Annotated in this window: 17 protein-coding genes; 6 read left to right on the top strand and 11 right to left on the bottom strand. The window is 61.4% G+C overall.

Annotation, left to right across the window (positions count from 1 at the left end; translation table 11 throughout):
- The first annotated feature begins 299 nt into the window (after positions 1-299).
- The 5 genes from KJQ96_RS14765 to KJQ96_RS14745 all read left to right on the top strand — a co-directional run bounded on the left by KJQ96_RS14765 (position 300) and on the right by KJQ96_RS14745 (position 7,025).
- Positions 300-1,976: an ATP-binding protein gene (locus KJQ96_RS14765; protein WP_213287302.1), complete on the top strand. Its 1,677-nt coding sequence runs from the start codon at positions 300-302 to the stop codon at positions 1,974-1,976.
- A 226-nt stretch (positions 1,977-2,202) separates the two neighbouring features.
- Positions 2,203-2,937 (top strand): response regulator transcription factor, encoded by a 735-nt coding sequence (locus KJQ96_RS14760; protein ID WP_213287301.1) that lies wholly within the window; start codon positions 2,203-2,205, stop codon positions 2,935-2,937.
- 393 nt (positions 2,938-3,330) lie between these two features.
- Complete coding sequence (locus tag KJQ96_RS14755; RefSeq protein WP_213287371.1) at positions 3,331-4,674, top strand: type II and III secretion system protein family protein; 1,344 nt, start codon at positions 3,331-3,333, stop codon at positions 4,672-4,674.
- A 14-nt stretch (positions 4,675-4,688) separates the two neighbouring features.
- Positions 4,689-5,375, top strand: coding sequence for a CpaD family pilus assembly lipoprotein (locus tag KJQ96_RS14750; RefSeq protein WP_213287300.1), 687 nt, complete (start codon positions 4,689-4,691; stop codon positions 5,373-5,375).
- A 156-nt stretch (positions 5,376-5,531) separates the two neighbouring features.
- Positions 5,532-7,025, top strand: coding sequence for a serine hydrolase (locus tag KJQ96_RS14745; RefSeq protein ID WP_213287299.1), 1,494 nt, complete (start codon positions 5,532-5,534; stop codon positions 7,023-7,025).
- A 303-nt stretch (positions 7,026-7,328) separates the two neighbouring features.
- On the opposite strand, the gene KJQ96_RS14740 is transcribed toward KJQ96_RS14745, so the two are convergent.
- From KJQ96_RS14740 to KJQ96_RS14690, 11 genes are all read right to left on the bottom strand, one after another.
- Positions 7,329-8,369 carry an EscU/YscU/HrcU family type III secretion system export apparatus switch protein gene (locus KJQ96_RS14740; RefSeq protein WP_213287298.1) on the bottom strand — a complete coding sequence of 347 codons (1,041 nt, stop codon included), beginning with the start codon at positions 8,367-8,369 and terminating at the stop codon, positions 7,329-7,331.
- A complete protein-coding gene (gene sctT, locus KJQ96_RS14735) occupies positions 8,366-9,184 on the bottom strand; it encodes a type III secretion system export apparatus subunit SctT (protein ID WP_213287297.1) in 819 nt (272 codons plus the stop codon). Before sctT ends, KJQ96_RS14740 begins: the two co-directional genes overlap by 4 nt.
- 16 nt (positions 9,185-9,200) lie before the next feature.
- The gene (locus KJQ96_RS14730; RefSeq protein WP_028346779.1) at positions 9,201-9,476 is read right to left on the bottom strand and encodes an EscS/YscS/HrcS family type III secretion system export apparatus protein; all 276 of its coding nucleotides are present in this window, start codon (positions 9,474-9,476) and stop codon (positions 9,201-9,203) included.
- Positions 9,477-9,490: 14 nt separating this feature from the next.
- Positions 9,491-10,147, bottom strand: a complete 657-nt coding sequence (gene sctR, locus KJQ96_RS14725) for a type III secretion system export apparatus subunit SctR (RefSeq protein ID WP_028346778.1) — start codon at positions 10,145-10,147, stop codon at positions 9,491-9,493.
- Positions 10,140-11,171 (bottom strand): type III secretion system cytoplasmic ring protein SctQ, encoded by a 1,032-nt coding sequence (gene sctQ, locus KJQ96_RS14720; protein WP_213287296.1) that lies wholly within the window; start codon positions 11,169-11,171, stop codon positions 10,140-10,142. The genes sctR and sctQ overlap by 8 nt, the downstream gene beginning before the upstream one ends.
- 74 nt (positions 11,172-11,245) lie before the next feature.
- The gene (locus KJQ96_RS14715; protein ID WP_213287295.1) at positions 11,246-11,767 is read right to left on the bottom strand and encodes a hypothetical protein; all 522 of its coding nucleotides are present in this window, start codon (positions 11,765-11,767) and stop codon (positions 11,246-11,248) included.
- A complete protein-coding gene (gene sctN / locus KJQ96_RS14710; RefSeq protein ID WP_213287294.1) occupies positions 11,743-13,083 on the bottom strand; it encodes a type III secretion system ATPase SctN in 1,341 nt (446 codons plus the stop codon). Before sctN ends, KJQ96_RS14715 begins: the two co-directional genes overlap by 25 nt.
- Complete coding sequence (sctL, locus tag KJQ96_RS14705; RefSeq protein WP_309142411.1) at positions 13,080-13,664, bottom strand: type III secretion system stator protein SctL; 585 nt, start codon at positions 13,662-13,664, stop codon at positions 13,080-13,082. The genes sctN and sctL overlap by 4 nt, the downstream gene beginning before the upstream one ends.
- Positions 13,665-13,704: 40 nt before the next feature.
- A complete protein-coding gene (locus KJQ96_RS14700; protein ID WP_213287292.1) occupies positions 13,705-14,370 on the bottom strand; it encodes a hypothetical protein in 666 nt (221 codons plus the stop codon).
- A 26-nt stretch (positions 14,371-14,396) separates the two neighbouring features.
- On the bottom strand, positions 14,397-15,272 hold the full coding sequence (gene sctJ / locus KJQ96_RS14695; protein WP_249734061.1) for a type III secretion system inner membrane ring lipoprotein SctJ: 876 nt from the start codon (positions 15,270-15,272) through the stop codon (positions 14,397-14,399).
- Positions 15,273-15,312: 40 nt separating this feature from the next.
- Positions 15,313-15,858: a nodulation protein NolB gene (locus KJQ96_RS14690; RefSeq protein WP_213287291.1), complete on the bottom strand. Its 546-nt coding sequence runs from the start codon at positions 15,856-15,858 to the stop codon at positions 15,313-15,315.
- Positions 15,859-16,040: 182 nt separating this feature from the next.
- Between KJQ96_RS14690 and KJQ96_RS14685 the strand changes: the two genes are divergently transcribed.
- Positions 16,041-16,835 (top strand): secretin N-terminal domain-containing protein, encoded by a 795-nt coding sequence (locus KJQ96_RS14685; RefSeq protein ID WP_213287290.1) that lies wholly within the window; start codon positions 16,041-16,043, stop codon positions 16,833-16,835.
- Positions 16,836-17,053 lie beyond the last annotated feature (218 nt).

Below are 17,053 nucleotides of genomic sequence, written 5' to 3'. Positions count from 1 at the left end.
CACAAATTTAAAAATGCGTTTTCGCGCTCTGCTCGTTGCGCGCCGGAACCAATGGTGCGCATGGCGATTACTCCAAGCGCAAGCAACCCCGGGTTTGAGCGGTTCGAAAATGCTCTCTGCTAACGAATGATCTTATTCTCTCCACGATTGATGGACAGAGTTATTGAGCGACGATGTCGCTTTCTGAAATCGGCTGTCATCGTGATCGTTCGCAACTCCGCACTGCCATTCGATCAGGTCTTTGCGGTTCGGCGTTCGGTCGAGTTATCCTGCATTGTTTCCGGTTGGGGCTGCGAAGAATGCTGATCGAAGCCCTGGCACCACGGACTTCGCATCAGACAAATGGTCCGGTCGCGAGACCAAAGATTCTGATCGCCGACGAAGACCCGCGGAGTTTGATGGCGCTGGAGGCGATCCTGGCGGCTCCCGATCGTGAGGTCGTCCAGGCGCAATCCGGGTCGGAAGTGCTGAACTCCGTCCGCCAGAACGATGTTGCGGTTGTTGTTCTCGATGTTCGCATGCCTGACCTTGATGGGTTTCAATTGGCCGCGCGCATAAAGGCGGACCATTGCCCGTCGCGGGCTTCCATCGTTTTTGTCGCGACTTGCGGTGACGACGAACTGCAGATCGCAAGTCACTATGCTGCTGGCGGGGTCGACTACGTCTTCAGACCTGTCAATCCGACGGTTCTCCGCTCGAAGGTCGACATCCTCATCGATCTATATCGAAAGACCGAGCAAGTACGCCAACTTGCCGAGCAGGAAAAGCGGTTGCTGCTGGAGAACCGGCGTATTCAGAAGGAAAAGATCGTTGCCGAACAGCGATTGCGTGATCGCGAGGAACACCAATCACTCGTACTGAAGTCGCTGCCGATTGCGTTGTACACGGCAACCAGCGGCCCCGGTTTGCGACGTTTGCGGTTCATCAACGACGGCATCCGGCGTTTATCGGGCTTTTCGAGTTCGGATTTCGTGAAGCAGCCGAATCTGTGGGAGGCCAGACTCAACCCCGAAGAGCACGGCCGGGTGATTCAAGCGTTCGCGGGCATCGAAAAGGCCGGCTCCGTGAGCGTCGAGTACCGCTGGCGTTGCGCGGACGGGACTGAAAAGTACTTTTCTGATCATGTCGTCCTGAGCGAGGTTCGCAAGGACGGCAGCCGCGAGCTCTTTGGCTTCTGGCTCGACGTCAGCGACAGAAGATCCCTCGAGACGGATCTTCTGCACGCAAGCAAGCTGGAGGCAGTCGGCCGCCTAACCGGAGGGATCGTTCACGACTTCAGGAATATGCTGAGCGTGGTGATCAGCAACCTCGATCTGCTTCATCTGCTCATTCGCGACAACGGCGGCGCCTGTCGCCGCCTCCGCTCGGCGCTCGAAGGGGCGCAGACTTGCGCCGAGTTGACGGGCCGCCTGCTCGCCTTCGTGCGTCGCCGCTCGATCGAGACCGATGTTGTCGACGTGATCGAAACCGTCGAGTCGATCAGGGATCTGCTGGTGTGCGCGCTTGGCGCCAACATTCAGATCCGCACGAGCTACGACAAGGACTGCTGGCCCGTTTACGTCGACCGGCCGCAGCTCGAAGCTGCCATCGTCAATCTGGCGATCAATGCGCGCGATGCGATGCCCGATGGCGGCCAACTGGACCTTTGCGTGAAGAATATTTGTCGTGCGGATGACCGAGATCACGAGGATCCGGCGACACGGGAATATGTCCGCATTGTCGTGAGCGATACCGGTGTCGGCATGTTGGCCGAGGTTGCGGAGCAAATCTTCGAGCCATTCTTCACCACAAAGAGCGGCGGAAAGGGTAGTGGCCTTGGGCTCAGCATGGTCAGGCATTTCGCCAGGCAGTCGAACGGCAATGTCACGGTTCGAAGCGCTCCTGGCAGTGGAACCCAAGTCTGTCTCGATCTTCCACGGGCGCGATTGGAGGCTCCACCTGAAATCGAATCGACGTTGTTTGATCTGTCCGCATGACAGGTACCCGCTGCAAGCATGCGAACGGATTTCGCCGCGGTGTCTTCATTAGAACGTCATTCAAAAGAGGTTCAACGCACCTGAAATGCTGAATGCGCACGTTCGCGAAGCGGCCTCACAAGCAACAGCCGCATCGCCTTCCAAACGATGCCCGTTCGGTACGGCTGCGTGCTCGCTTGTCGAAACGGTTGAGGCCGGCGCGGCGGTCGCCTTGGGAGGGCAATGGATGCGGGTGCTCCTGGTCGAGGACGAGCCGAAGGTCGCCGCTGTCATCTCCGATATCCTGAAACTGCACGGCTTCACTGCGGATTCGGTCGGCACTTTGGAGGACGCGTCGGAATCCGTCGCAGTGGTGACCTATGACGCAATCCTCCTGGATCGCAAGCTGCCGGATGGCGACGGACTCCATTGGCTTCGCCACCGGCGGCGATCGGGATGGCCGGTGCCTGCGCTGATCTTGACGGCGGAAATGGACAGCGTCGACGATCGTGTTGAAGGCCTGAACGGGGGCGCCGACGACTACATTCTCAAGCCGGTCAACATGGATGAGTTGATCGCGCGACTGCGCGCCGTGTTGCGGCGACCCTCCACCGCATTTGGACCAGTGATGCGCGCGGGCAATGTCGAATTCGATCCTGCCGGACGGCAGGTGTGGATCAACGGCGTCTCGGTCAAGGTGCCGCGGCGCGAGATCTGCCTGCTTGAGGTGTTGATGCGCAGGTTCGGACGCGTGGTTCCAAAGGCCGCTCTGGAGGAGAGCCTGTTCAGCTATGACAATGAGGTTTCTTCCAATGCGCTGGAAGTCGGCATCTACCGGCTGAGGACTCACCTTTCGAAATCGGGAGCAACGGTTTCGATCAGAACGGACCGCGGCATCGGTTACATTCTCGAACTCTCACGGCCGGCCATTTCCGACCCCAAGCACGCAACCGGCAAGAGTTCGGAAGCGTCCCGCGCCTGATGTGGTGGTAACGATTCAATTTGATGACGCCAGCATGACAATCGAAGGAGGAGCTCGATGTAAGTGTGTTGTCCTGACCACACGTTGTTTCACTTGCAGCATCTGATGCGCATCGCGTGCTGACCGCACTGCAGCGGGTGAATAGAATAAAGCCATGCAATCCGAAGCTCCGCGCACTTCACTCAGTCGGGATCTTGGAGAGCGCGCCTGAAGCTCGATCGAGCGCCAGGCGTCAAAGTCGACCTCACGATGCCCCGTACTGCGTAATTCCGAAAAGGCCGGCGACAAGTGCCGAAGAAGCTTCAACCAACAAGATCCTGGATATTGTTGCTGTGCGTTCTCGTTGGCGCTTCCGGCAGCCAAGCATTGGCGGCTGAACAGCCGTCCGTGCGTATGGTTCCTTTGCGCAAGGCGGCGATGCGGGATACGACGACCGGCGTCGCCGATCGTGGCCAAATTCGTCTGGATGTGGCGCGCGGCCAGACGATACGGCTGTCGCAGCCGGCGAAGACGATCTTTGTCGCCGATCCCGCCATTGCCGATATCCAGACACCTTCCAACGACGCGGCCTTTATCTTCGGGAAGAAGCCCGGTCGAACGAGCTTCTTCGCGCTCGACGACAACCAGCAGGCGATCGCCGAATACGAAGTCGTTGTTACCCAGCCGATCAAGGACCTGCGCGAAATGCTCCGCAACGAGGTCGGCGATTATGCGATCCAGGTGTCCTACACGCCCAACGGTGCGGTATTGAGCGGCACCGTGCCCAGTGCCGATGTTGCGGAAAGCGCAAAGTCCATTACAGCGCAGTTCCTCGGGCAGGGTGCCATCATCACCAACAGGCTGCGCGTTGCTGGTGCATTGCAGGTTAATCTCCAGGTACGGGTCGCGGAAGTGGCCAGAAACGCGGCCAAGGAGTTCGGCTTCAATCTCAACGCGACCGCCGAGACGGGAGGTTTCCGCTTCGGTCTCGTGAATGGCCGAACTGCCGTTGGTCCGACGGGACAACTTATCCGATCGCCGACGGGAGCCGGTTCTGCCTTTGTCGGATTTAGCGCTGGAGGTACGAACATCTCCGCTGTGCTTGACGCGCTCGCAGCCGAAGGTCTGGTCTCCATTCTGGCGGAACCGAACCTCACCGCGGTCTCCGGCGAGCCTGCAAGCTTTCTCGCGGGCGGCGAGTTTCCGATACCGGTCGCACAGGGGCTGGATCGCTTTAGCGTCGAATTCAAGCGTTTCGGCGTCAGCCTTGAATTCATCCCGACCGTCCTTGCCGGCGAAATGATCAGCGTTCGGGTCAAGCCGGAAGTCAGTGACATTTCGAGTCACGGCCAGGTCCAGATTAATGGCTTTACCATTCCAGCCCTTGCGACGCGGCGTGCCGATACGGTCGTTGAACTCGCGAGCGGACAAAGCTTTGCGATCGGCGGCCTGATCCGCAAGGGCTTCAGCACCAACATCTCGGCATTCCCCTGGCTAGGCGATATCCCAGTGCTCGGCGCGCTATTCCGCTCGAGCAACTTCCAGAAGGACGAAACCGAACTCGTCATCATCGTTACGCCTTACATCGTGCGGCCCGCTATCAGTGCGACACGCGTCCAGGCGCCGACCGACCGTGTCGCGCCACCCTCCGACGTCGATCGCGTTTTGCTGAACAGGGTAGGGTCACCGCCGCCGGGACGTCAGGCACCGAAGGCTAAAGTTACGCGACCGCTCCAAGATGGCTTTATTCTCGAATGACGAAGGGAATCCGGATGCGCACGACCATGATGTTCCTGGCCGTCGGCCTGTTCGCGCCGCTGCTCTCGGCCTGTCATGCCTATGTCGAGACGCCGCCAGCCGCCCTGGTCGAGCCCGCGCCGCATATCCTTCTGCTCTCCAGCGGCTCACGTGGTGCGCTGACATCGGCAGACCAGCGCCGTCTGGAAGACTTCATATATACTGCGAGCTCTGGCCGGCTCGATGCCATCCACGTGCACGTCATCGGGATCGATCCGCGCGCACGTTATGCGGTGAGGCGAAGTACAATCCGCATGGGCGTCACGCCCTTCAAGGTGAAGGAAGTCAACGGGCCGGCCGACGAACGCTATCGCTTCGCGATCCGTGTCGTTGCCGTGCGCTACACAGCACTTGCGCCGGGATGTCCGTCGCTGGAGATCACGGCGTCGCCGAATGAAAATCATTTCGAGCCGACGCTCGGTTGCTCGAATCTGTCGAACCTCGCCACCATGGTCAACGACCCGAAGGATCTGCTGGAAAGTTCCGCAGTGCCTCCGTCCGATGGCGAGCGCGCGGCTATTCCGGTGACGCGCCACCGCACGTTCAGCGGCAATTCCGTTCTCACCCCACAGACAGCCGGACGTGGTGCTGTTCTCGTCAACGTCCCGCCGTCCAATCCGGCGACGCCGGCCGGTGGTGCAGGCGGCGCGCCCGCCCAGTAGCGTAGTCTAGGGCCGAGCGCTCGTGCCGCGGATCTGATATCCTGCGTCGCGAGGGCTGGTCCATACTCTCACTCAGATGCGCGTTAGGGCATATTGATGTGTTGCATGCGCAGCAATTGAACCAAACGATTATTGTTCGTTTTCGCGGGAGCGATCATGAATAAGCGTCTTCTGGTGACGATTCTTGTGACTCTCACCGGTACGGCGGCGGCTGCGCAGGCTCCCGCCAAAGATGCGCTCATCGCCCGCGCGAAATCGTTCGAACTCGATACGCCCTATGTGCCGCCGCCAGGCGAGCCCTTGACGCATCACGCCGCCGGATATGCGAAGGTCATGTGCTCCGCTGTATTCATGACCGGCCTAGCGCCCGATTTCGCAGCCGGCAATGTTGGGTTTTTCACGGCGCCCTACGGACAGCGCGCGAAGCTCGGCAAGCCGGTCATCGATCGCGCCAACAAGGCGGTCCACGTCACGCTCCCTAGCGGCGTGACGCGGACGGCCAAACATCTCGGGAGCCAGGGTTGCGTCACGTTCCCGATCGGCGAGAGCGCCATCAATTTCAAGCCGGTCGCCGTCAAGAGCCGATTGCCCGATCCTGCGACCCAAATGTGGCCCATGGGCGACATGCTGCCGCAGGAGCCCCTGCCGTCAGAGATCGACGCCGAGAAACTCAAAGCTGCCGTGAATGCCGCGTTCCAACCGGCCGAAGCATTGACCGCGGCGTTCGTTGTGACGTGGAAAGGCCGCCTCATTGCCGAGCGCTACGCGCAAGGTGTTACGGCGCAGACGCCGCTCGAAAGCTGGTCCATGGGCAAGAGCGTCACGGCAGCGCTCTTTGGCATTCTGGTCAAAGACGGCGTCTATGATTTGGACCAGCCGGCACCGATTCCCGAATGGCAGACACCAGGCGACCCGCGCGCCAAAATACGCATTGCGGATCTCCTTCACATGTCGAGCGGGCTTCGGATCAGGGCGCCCCAAGACCCCGATTATGACCCAACGGGGCCTTACCCGGATCACGTCTATCTTTATACCGGCGGCATCGATTCCTTTCACTACGCGGCGACACGGCCATTGCAATGGCCTCCCAACACGGTCGGACGCTATCGCAACACCGATCCGGTCCTGATCAACTATCTAATCCGGCTCGCTGTCGAAAAACGCGGCGACGAATATCTCTCATTTCCTCAGCGGAGGCTGTTCGATAAGCTCGGCATCCGTACCATGGTGATCGAAACTGATCCGTTCGGAAATTTTCTAGGGCAAGGTTATGTGGTTGGCTCCGGGCGCGATTGGGCGCGGCTTGGCAATCTCTATCTTCAGGGGGGCGTTTGGAACGGTGAGCGCATTCTCCCAGAGGGCTATACCACATTCGTCAGCACACTTGCGCCTGCCTGGGCCGCGGACAATCGGCCGATCTATGGAGCCTTTTTCTGGCTCAACGGCGACGGGCAATATCCAGTCCCGCGCCATGCCTACTACATGGCGGGCGCTGGCGGGCAAACCACGCTGATCATTCCCTCGCACGATCTCGTCGTCGTGCGTCTCGGGCACTATCGGGGCCAATCTTACGCCGCTTCAGGTTTCAGCAAAGCGCTCGCGCTGTTGATCGAGGCGATGCCAAAAGCACAAAAGACCCGGGCCCCCTGAGTTTGGCAACAGAGGGCACGACGGACCAAGCGAGGAGAAGCAAAAATACTGAAAATCGTGTCAACGAGGCTATCGATCCACCTGTCGGGAAATGAGACACATGCCAATCATGCTGACCAGTCCGCTTCCGATGGGATAGAGACATTTGATAAGCCGGGCGGGATCTATCGGAGTGGTTTCGCGGGTCGCGACGAAGGTCGGTTGTTGGCCCTTTTGGACCAGGCGAGATGTCCGACTTGAGTCCGTAGTGCGCACCAAGGCGGACGTCCGCCAAGTCTATAAATTTATGAGTTCGTTCACGCCCTAGACAAGGCCTGCGGCCAGCATCGCGCGGGCCACGCGTTCGAACTGCTGATTTGCGATGGCGCTGCCAAGCCGCGGCTTGCGCCGCAGGCTGCGCGTGAGTGCGGCTTCCGGGACTACGGGAATGTTGGCAGAGGTTGCAATGTCCAGAAGCGATCGGACGGCAGCGCCTCTGGCGCGGCAAACCACGATAGGCACCGATGTTTCGCCCCGGACGTAGCGAAGGCCTACCATCACGCTCTCGCCGCGCACGAACAGCGTAGCATGACGCGGACCGATCGCGGGTTCTTGGGCCTGCTGCTCGCGTTGGCGCCGGCGCGCGCTGCGCACCAGCGGATTGCCCTCCTGATCCTGCAGCTCGCGCTTGCTTTCCGTGATCGTCATGCGCATCTCGCGCAGGAACAGCCAGCGCTGAAGCAGAATGTCAATCAAGCCGGTTGTCAGGAGGAAGGCAATGCCGATGCCGAGCAGCAACTGCGCCATGCTGCCGAACACGAAGCCGATGCAGCCTTCGCCGCAGATCGGCAGCCGGACCAGCGTGTTCAGCGTGCCTGCCAACACGATGACGAAGGTGGACCCGAGCAGAACGCCCTTAACGACGGTCTTGGCAAGCTCAATCCAGTTCCTGAGAGCGAAGATGCGTTTGAACCCGGTGAACGGATTGATGTGTTCCAGATCCGGGGTCATCGGCGTCAGCGAGAACAGAAGGCCGCGATTAATGATGAGGTTGGCAAGTATTGCAGCCGCGACAGCGACCGTCAGCAGCGGCACAACCGTTCGCCAGCACAAAGCGATGAGCGCCGCGCCCAGTTGCGGCAACGCTACCTGGAACGCTTCGTTCTGCATACCAACGGCGAGCAGCAGGGCGTCCCGCCAAAGGCCAACGATACTCGCCGAGAACGTCCACAGATACGCGATCGCCGCCACCGCGCCGACCGCGCTGACGAAATCGTGGCTGTGGGATATCTGTCCCTTCTTGCGCGCGTCCTGAAGCTTCTTCGTCGAAGGCGGGAGCGATTTTTGCTCGCTGGCATCGCTCATTGCAGGAAACGCTCGAGTTGACTCTTGACGCCGTGCGTACCCGCCAGCTCGTCCCGCATATAGTTCATGAGATATGTCGCGTAGATGCCGATGAAGACCACGAACACCACGTTCTTCAGGGTCGGCGGCAGATCGTACGCGTTCAGTTGTGGGGCGGAACGGCCGATCAGCATCACCGACAAATCGAGCAGCAGGAACAGTGCGATGACCGGACCGCCGACCAGGAGCGCGTAGCCGAGGATGTGGTCGAGGACCTTGGCAATCGAAAGGGCGTTGTCGAGCGTGAGCCTGGGCGTAAAGCTCGTCACTGGCCAGATCGCGTAGCTGTCGTAGAGAGTGCCGGCCACAATGCGCAGGCCATCCGCAGCGACGAAGACGGCGATCGCACTGATACCGAGAAACAGGCTCAGCGACGACGCCTGCGACCGCGTTGCAGGATCGAAGGCCTCCTCGTTGGTCACACCTCGCTGCTCGTCGACCAACTCGCCCACGGCCTGGACGGCCCAGAACGGCACGCCGAACATGAAGCCGATGAGCCCGCCCACCATCAATTCTTTGATCGCGATCAAAACAAGTTGGGCGTTCTGGTGCGGCCCCAGCGCGCCGATGCTGTCGGCCACGTGCCACATCACAGGAAGGCCCAGGGCGAGCGCAAAGCCCGACCGGATGACGCCGCCGAGCTCCGCCTTGGTGAACACCGGCAACACCAGGGCAATGCCTAAGGTCCGCATGGCAGCGATGCCTAGGCCGAGCAAAGCCATCAACGCGCCGTCAATGAATTGCTGAAAATCCGCCGATGAGAGCAGTGACGTCATCGCGGTCGACTATCCCTCACAAACGCGTGGTGAGCGCAGGAAATTCCGTGAACAGGCGCCGGGCATGATCGATCAGCGGGCCGGCAAGCAGCGGAGAAAGCAGGCCGAGTACGGCGACGACAACGAGCAGCTTGACAGTCTGAGGCAGCGTCTGGTCCTGGACCTGCGTGGCGGCCTGCAGGATCCCGACGATCAGCCCGGCCACCAGCGCCGCCAGCAATGGCGGCAACGTCAGCACGAGAAATAGGCTGAGCGATGTGCTCATGTGCGTCAGAATGCTGGCTTCTTCCATGAGAGCGTCCTCCGCTATTGCGCATAACTCAGGACGAGCCCGTGCATCAGCCGTGACCAGCCATCGATCGCAATGAACAGGAACAGCTTGAACGGAACTGAAATTACCGTCGGCGATACAAGCGACATGCCCATTGCCATCAGGATGGTCGTCACCACGAGATCAATGGTGATGAACGGAAGATAGAGCAGAAAGCCGATCTCGAAGGCACGCTTGAGTTCTGCGAGCAGAAAGGAAGGGGCAAGAATGGAAATGTCATCCTCGCTCGCGCGATTACGCATGTCGGCCGGCCATACGCGCTCGGTGGCGGTAAGAAAGAATTGCCGCTCTTCCGGCCTGGTAAAGCGTTTCAGATAGTCACGCACCGGCTCCTGGGCGCGCTTCACCGCGACGCCCCAATCATCGAATGTCCTGTACTGCAGGGTCGGATCGTTCAGTTGTCCGTAGACCTGCTCGATGATAGGGGAGCTGATATAGACGGTGAGAATCAGCGCGGCGCCATACAGGACGATGTTCGGAGGCACTTGCTGGGCGCCGAGCGCGTTGCGGACGAGGAACAGCACGACCGAGATCTTCAGGAATGAGGTCGTCGTCACGACGACGAAGACCAGCAATCCCAAGCCGAAGGTGATCGCGATAAGCGCAAGTATGCCGGGCTGTATGTCAGCCATGGTCGAACAGGCGAATAAGGCGAACGCCGAGACCATCACCGACACGCACGATCTCGCCGCGGCCGATGCGGCGTCCGTTGGCGACGATGTCGACGGGGTCATCCGGCGAACGTGCGAGCGGAAATACAGAGCCGGGCGTTATCGTGCGGAGTTGTTCCAGTTCGACGGTTTGTCGACCCAACTCGAACGTCAACTGAACTTCGAGGTCGCCGAGATCATCCATCTCGACGACGCCGGATGTGCCTTTGCCATCCACCGCATTGATCTCCCGAATCGACTTGCTGTGCTGAAGCACGGATTGAACACGCGCTCCGTTTTGTTCCAGGCGCGCGATCGTCCGATATCGATGCCCAACCGTGAGAGCAACTTCGCCGCGCTCGAATGGAAATTCGTCCGGTATCAGCACGTCGCCGTGCTGCAGGTCTTGCAGCATGCGCACCGGCAGCCGTACGGCGCCTGCGCCGAGGATCGTGACGATAGGCACGAATGTCTGTGCCAACGGTAATCTTGCCGGCGCAACATACTGGAACAGCTTGACGAAGTCCTCGACGACATGACCATCGAACTCAAGCGTAAGCTCGAGGAGATCACCATCCAGCGTGCCGCGGAAGGCAAGCCTGCGCGACTGCGGACCGGGTCTCGAGAGATCGCCGGCCGCGCGACGGGAAGATGACCGAAGCGCGAGCGGCGTGCCGGTGGACATCTCGATTTTCGTAAACAGGGGAGCCAGCGCAAGCTCCACCAGCAGCGACAGAGCCGGATCGCTCGGCGGATCGCCAGAAAGCTCCGGCTGAATTCGCTCCAGCAGACGGCGCACGGGTGCGAAGGCAAGCGTAGCGATTGCTTGAGCGTCTCCCCAGCTCAGGATCGCTTCGAAACGATCGTCTGCCCTGGCGGCAGGCGCGGACGTGTAGGTGGGCGACAGGTCAAATTCGATCGGCAGGCCTTCGATGGAGCCCCTGAACGGCGCGCGTCGGATGGAACAAGCGTTCAGGACGGCTAAATCCGGCAGTTCGCACAGCATCCGCGGTTGCCACGGTGCGATGCCCGTCTTCTGCGGCTGCTCTCGGTGCGGCGCAAGCGCTCCGTGGGCACTCATCACGGCCATTCACTCCGGCCGCTGGGCCTATTCACGTACCGAATGCTGCTCTGTTCTTCCGTATCCAGTTCGTCGATCAGCTCCATGTGAGAAAGGAAGGCATCCTCAAGCCTGCCCTGCAGCAGGCGCGCTTTTTTGACTTCGCGAAACCGCGCGCGGTACTCAGCCGTGGACCGCAGCAACTCGCTCTCGCAGCGTGTGAGCGCCGCGCGCGCCGTTTCCGCGAGGCGGCTTGCGCCTTCCACCGCTGCTCCCCATCGGGCTAGGTCGTCATGCCGCCGATACAGCATGTCGATCGTAACGCGCGCGGTGGATGCGAGATCGCGGTAGTAACACTGCTCTCCAAGCCTTCGGTCGTCCTCCGCGGAAGCAAGCGCAGCCGCCGCCGCCTCGTTTGCCGAGCGTGCCCCGTCGCGCGCCGCGGCAGCCGCCTGCATGAGGCGGCAAGCCTGCTGCTCGCGCCACGCGCGGTAGCGCGACAGTGCGCGCACATCTGTCATGAGGCGAGGCGTGCCATCCATCGTCTGGTTTCCTCGAAGGTTGTCCGCTCGTCGGCCGGCTGCCTCAGAAAAGATCGAATGTTGTCGATCTTCGCGACGGCCTCGTCGGCCACTTTGTCTGCTCCTTGTTTGTACTCGCCGACCTGGATCAGGAACTCGACTTCCGCGTAGCGGCCGAGCAGGGCGCGCAGTTTGCCGGCGTCTTTGCCATGTTCGCGGGAGACCACCGCCTCCATCAGCCGGCTGCGGCTTGCGAGGATGTCGATGGCTGGAAAGTGGCCCGAACTCGCGAGCGTGCGCGATAGAACAATGTGGCCGTCGAGGATGCCCCGCGTCTCTTCGGCGATCGGATCGCCGGTACCGTCGCCTTCGACCAGAACGGTGTAGAACGCCGTCACCGAGCCGCGCTCGCCCATGCCTGCGCGCTCGATCAATTGCGGCAGGGTCGCGAAGATGGATGGCGGGAAGCCGCGGCGGGTGGGTGGTTCACCTGCGGCCAGGCCAATTTCGCGCGCCGCGCGGGCAAAGCGGGTGATGCTGTCGATCAAGAGCAGGACGCGGCGCCCGCCGTCGCTGAAATGTTCGGCAATCGCAGTTGCGGCATAGGCCGCCTTGAGCCGTTCGATCGGCGACCTGTCCGATGTGGCGACGACGAGGACGGCCCGCTTTAACCCCGCTTCGCCGAGTTGCCGCGTGATGAACTCCCGCACCTCGCGTCCGCGTTCGCCGATCAAGCCGATCACCGCGACATCGGCGTCCGCATTCTTGACGATTTGGGCGAGCAGCCAGGACTTGCCGCTTCCCGGCTCTCCGTAGATGCCGACGCGCTGGCCTTCGCCGCAGCTAAGCAGCCCGTCAATCGCACGCAATCCGACGCTGAATGAACGATCGATCATCTGCCGCGTGAGCGGATTGGGGGCCGGGCCATGTAGGGAACGGACGTTCTCGCGACGGTTGATCGGCGCACCGCCATCGATGGCACGTCCGAGGCTGTCGATGACGCGCCCCAGAAGGGCGTCGCCAACCGGTGTCGTCATGGTCTGGCCGGTCGGTATCACTTCGCTGCGCATCGACAGCCCATGCAATCCGCCGATCGGCGTGAGCAGCACGCCCTTGCTGGTGAAGCCCACGACCTCGGCATTGATCGAGTGCCCGGCCTGGGCGTCCGCTATGGTGCACAATTCGCCGATGCGAACATTGGGCACGACGGCGTGAACGAGCGTGCCGACTGCCTTGGTGACGCGACCCCGGACCGGCCGGGTGTCAATCTGTTTGACCGCGTCATGCAGCCGCGGCAGGTTCGACGCGAAGCGAATGGATAATCGTTCCTCGGTCATGAGGCGTGCTGTCCATTGCTACCGGCGATCTCGATCGCGCTCAGCCGCTGCTGCAGGTCGTTCCGCAGCGCCCGGCTCTGCGCGGCCAGACCGATCTCGATGTTGCCGGCCTGCGTCACGATCTGACAGTCGCCGGGGTCGATGCCGGCATCGGCCTCAACGCGCAGCAAGCGCGCGTCGCAGGAGTCGTCCTCGTCAAGCGACCGGCGCAGCGGCTCGACCATCTCAGGCGCGACGCGCAGGCATATCTCGGACCCCGCCAGCGTCGTCACCGCCTGGTGGACGGCCCGCGTCACGAACTCGACCTCGTCAAACGTGCCGAGAATGTGCTCGACGATGACCATGATCATGGACGGAACAGCACGCTCGATTTCACTGAGATAGCGCGTGGCTTCTCCGGCCAGGTTCGTCGCGAGCTGCGCGGCCTCACGGCTACCCGCCTCGCGACCCTCGAGAAAGCCCCGCCGCCTTTCCTGCTCGTAGGCAGCCTGAGCCAGCTCCTGCATCGATTTCAAATATTGGTGGGCTGCATCGACCGCGCGCGCCGCCTCGCGCCAATGGTTGAACTCCTCAGCTCGCACGACGGGGCCGCATGGCTTCAATTTGGGACGTGCCGGCGGCTCAAGCGGAGGCATTCATCAACTCGTCGAGTTCTGACAGAACAGGATCAATCAGGCCGAGTGCCAGTCTCCGCTGCGCGTCGCTCCATTCGGAAGACTCGGCGCTCTCAGGCGGCAGCCGGACATACAGTTGCTGTCGCATTGGCTGCGGAAAGGACGAAAACCAGACGTCAAGGCACGCATATCCGTCGCGCGTGATTCGTTCGGCCAAAGCGCCGGGCGCAACGGAACGCAGCGCGGGCGCGACGCCCTCGCGACGCAAACCGAAGGCATGGGCGCGCTGCCCGATTTGAGCCACCAGATCGGCGACGTCGCGGCCGCGGATCATCTGCCGGAGCGACCGCGCGTGCCAGGCAGCGCCGGCCAGCGACGACGCCTGCTTCAGATCGACCTGGAAGAGACGTTCGAATGTCGCTCGCCGGTTCGCCAACGCAGTCGCATCGTCTGCAGGCACATCGCCCGGGCCGTCGACCTCCGGCTGGATCAGCAACGGCGCAATTCGGGCATGCAGACGAGGGCAGCCCTGCAGGCGGCCGATAACGGCGACGGAGAGCCGGCTGTCGAGCGCATCCGCCAGTCTTCGCGGATGAGTGGCGAGAACGAGCCGCGCGGCATCAGGCGGAGCCATTTCCTTCCATTCGGAGCGTAGGGTCGATTCGGTTGACATGAAGTCCTTTGCCGGAAGCGCCAACCTCAGGCAGCACGCTGCGCGACCGCCTGATCGGCGCTGCGATCATTCGAGGAGAGACTTTTGATTCTTGGTGAGTCATTGCGGGCGGCGCTGGACACTGGCGACGAACCGCCGCGCGACTGTCGTTCCTGGCGGCGGCCGAGCCAGAAGGCCAACGCCCCGGTCAGGAGCAACGCGACGACGCCCGCGAGAGAAAGGTAGAGCGCTTGAGACGAACCAGCCGGCCGGGCGGCCATCAGTCCGGCTTGCGTTGCTGCGCCGACCGTCGTTGGCGCCGCCACGTCAATCGCAGGACGTTCCACCGGAACGAGCACAACCGACACCTTCTCGTAGGACAGTCCTTCGATGCTGTTCGCTACCAGCATCTTGACGTGCGGCAACAACGATTTCAGCGGTGCGCGCGCATCGTGACGAATGAACACCGACGCAGATGACGGCGTCGCATCCTGACGCAACAGGTCGTTCTTTGGTAGAACAACGTGAATTCTGGCCGAAAGAACGCCGTCGATATCGGAGATCGTGCGCGACAGCTCTTCGCTCAGCGCGTAGATAAAGCGCGCGCGCTCCTCCGTCGGTGACGAGATCAGGCCGCTGCTCTTGAAGACCTCTCCCATGTTGGTGAACGTCCTGCGCGGCAAGCCGTTTGCCTTGAGAAGCTCGATCGCTTGCGGGAGCTGGTTTTCTGCGACACTGATCTGACTGGTGCCGTCCTTGGCGAACGAGCGCTCGGCGGAAATGCCGTATTTGTGCAGAAGCGCAATCATGTTGTTGGCTTCGCGCTCGTCCAGTTTGGAATAAAGCTCCGTCTGGCATCCTGCCAGAGTACAAACCACGACCGCGAGCACGACCAGTTTCACCATTGCACGGACGGCGATCATATGCGTCTCCGCTTGAGGTCGGGAATATCCAAGCCGCGGCTCACGCCGAGGACATCAATTTGTTCATCGAAGTGGTGAAGGCGCCCGTGCCCTTGGTCATCAAGCCAACCTGAATGGATTGCTGATAGACTTGCTCGAAGTTGCGAAGCATGACGTTGAAAGCGTCATCCGGCCTGATCGCACCGTTCAGCGGCGCCGCGGCGGGTCCGCGCGGAAGTCCAGCACCCGCGAGTGCGACCGGCGAAGCATCGGTTGCGGAATGGGCATTCGCCGTGCGCAGCCTCTGATCGCCGCGATAGAGTGTTTCCAGCCGATCCAGCACGTGGTGTCCCAGTCCGTCCTGTGGATTTCTCGGCAATGACGTCAGCGGATACTCTCGCACGGCCGCCACACGCGTGGCGTCGTGCCGGCTTTCCTGTGCGCGTGCCGACGCGTGGGGTGTAGCCGTGTTGCTCACCTCCGACGATGCGTTTGCGACCACGCGGGAAAATGCACCGGCGGCATCGCCAGCCGGCGCGGCGCTTCCGGACAGGGGCGCCGTGGTGGAAACCGCACCATTGATAGCCGCCAGCGGATCGAAGGACATGTTTTCGCCTCGGCTTGATGTTCGAGAAGCTGCTCTTGCATTGCATACGGTGCAGGGAAGGCTATTGAGGCTAGCTGACCGGAAAGTGACGAGATTATCGCCGCTGTTCCGAACCTGGTGTCATCGATTCGACATGTATGTCGGATAACGATCGAAGAGACGGCTTGCAGAACGACGGATATATGACGCCAAGAACGGTGCCCGAGCAGAGTTCCAGCGCCGCGCGCGACAATGGGCGTGGTTTTGTTGCACGCCTCGTTGCAGCGAGCTTTGTTGTCGCGGGCTTGAGCGTCTCGGCGTCGCTGCTGTTGTCTTCGAGAGCGATCGCTGCGCACCTCAAACTGCCCGACGCCACCTACACTTACACGGTTATCAACCAGGATCTGTCGGCGGCGCTTCTGGAGTTCGGCAGCAATCTCAGTATCAAGGTCAATGTGAGCCAGGAGATCCGCGGACGCATTCAAGGCCGGCTCCCTGATCTAGCGCCGCTGGCGTTCCTGAACAGGCTGGCCGCACTCTATAATTTGGAGTGGTACTTCGACGGACAGGTGCTGCATGTCACCTCGGCCCGCGAATCGCAAAGCAGGTTGCTTGTTCCCGGTCCGGTATCCTTTGAACAGCTTGCGTCGACGCTTGCGGCGTTCGACGTCGCCGACGAGCGATATGCGGTGAGGCCGGCTCCTAATACGCAGCTTGTTCTGGTGACGGGACCGCCGCGATTCGTGGCATTGGTCGAGCAGACCCTCAATGGGTTGATCGCCGAGGAGCAAGCGCGCCCAAAGCCCGCCGGCGTGCGAGTGGAATCGTCGCCTCCGCAGGATACGTTCTTGACGGTTTTTCGCGGTTCTCAGACCACGATCCTTCGTAACGGACGATTGGAGGCGACCTTCGGCCCGAACGAACCCTCAGGCACGTCGGCCGGACGCGAGCAGCCTGGTGGACGTGACGGCGATCCCGGTAGCCCCAACCGACGCTAGTCCGCGCTAAGCGGTTGTCCACATCCTCTATTTCTCCTTCGTCAAAAAGCCGACCTCTCGTCAGCTTCCCGAAAGCTGACGCTCATAGCGTGTGCGCCATGAGGTCTGTTGTGAAAAGAAAATCGCAAGACGCCTCATCGGTCGGCTGCGGTGACCTACCGATAGCCCGATCGCATTCAACTCCGCGTATCGCGCCGGCCAAAATCGCCCGTCGCGCC

The sequence above is a fragment of the Bradyrhizobium sp. sGM-13 genome (assembly GCF_018398875.1).
Classification (GTDB): Bacteria; Pseudomonadota; Alphaproteobacteria; order Rhizobiales; family Xanthobacteraceae; genus Bradyrhizobium.
This window is presented reverse-complemented; position numbering and strand designations above follow the sequence as displayed.